Source organism: Oleiphilus sp. HI0132, assembly GCF_001635845.1.
Genome location: NZ_LWGJ01001451.1, coordinates 1 through 611 on the forward strand (window position 1 = coordinate 1; position 611 = coordinate 611).

At 46.3% G+C, this 611-nt stretch carries 1 protein-coding gene and 1 pseudogene; both read left to right on the top strand.

Going from position 1 to position 611, the window contains the following annotated elements:
• Window positions 1-287 (top strand): DUF6511 domain-containing protein (locus tag A3766_RS22300; protein ID WP_231882964.1); only part of this gene is annotated, 287 nt, incomplete at its 5' end.
• A pseudogene (locus A3766_RS22305) lies at window positions 287-611 on the top strand (hypothetical protein); the annotation flags it as partial. The gene A3766_RS22300 and the pseudogene A3766_RS22305, both read left to right, overlap by 1 nt.

The following is a 611-nucleotide window of genomic DNA, read 5'->3' on the forward strand; positions in this document are numbered from 1 at the left end:
AATCCAGCGACAGTCGGCGCGCTAGCTTTAAACGATTCTGTTCCAAGCAGGGCCAAGACATCCATTACCAGTTGCATCGTAAGGGAGTGGCCATGAACAGAACTGATTTAGAACAAAAAGCTGCTGAGTCTGTCTTGGCCCCACTTGCTGATTATGTAATGGCTGTTGGTATGGACAAAGGACTGGGTGATTACAGCAAAACAGAAATTGTTGGTTTGGTGGATACAGTTCTTGAGTCCTATCACCTGACTTTGCAGGAGTTGTACAAAGACGAGGTGCCTTTCTGATGTTGGATTTTAATCATCGACCAACCTTGTCGGAACAGATCAGTGAACGCATCGACTTAGCATTACAGCAAGAGCAGCGATCACAGGTTTCGAGAAACTATCTTGGTGCTTCAAGACTTGGAGTGTCTTGCGATCGTGCTTTGCAGTTTGAGTTCACACATACACCTGTCGACGAAGGTAGATCATTTACTGGACGTACTCTTAGAATTTTTGCGGCGGGTCATGTCTTTGAAGAGCTCGCTATCGATTGGTTGCGTAAAGCAGGCTTTGATCTGTATACGGAAACATCCACCGGTGGACAGTTCGGGTTTTCTGCAGTGGATG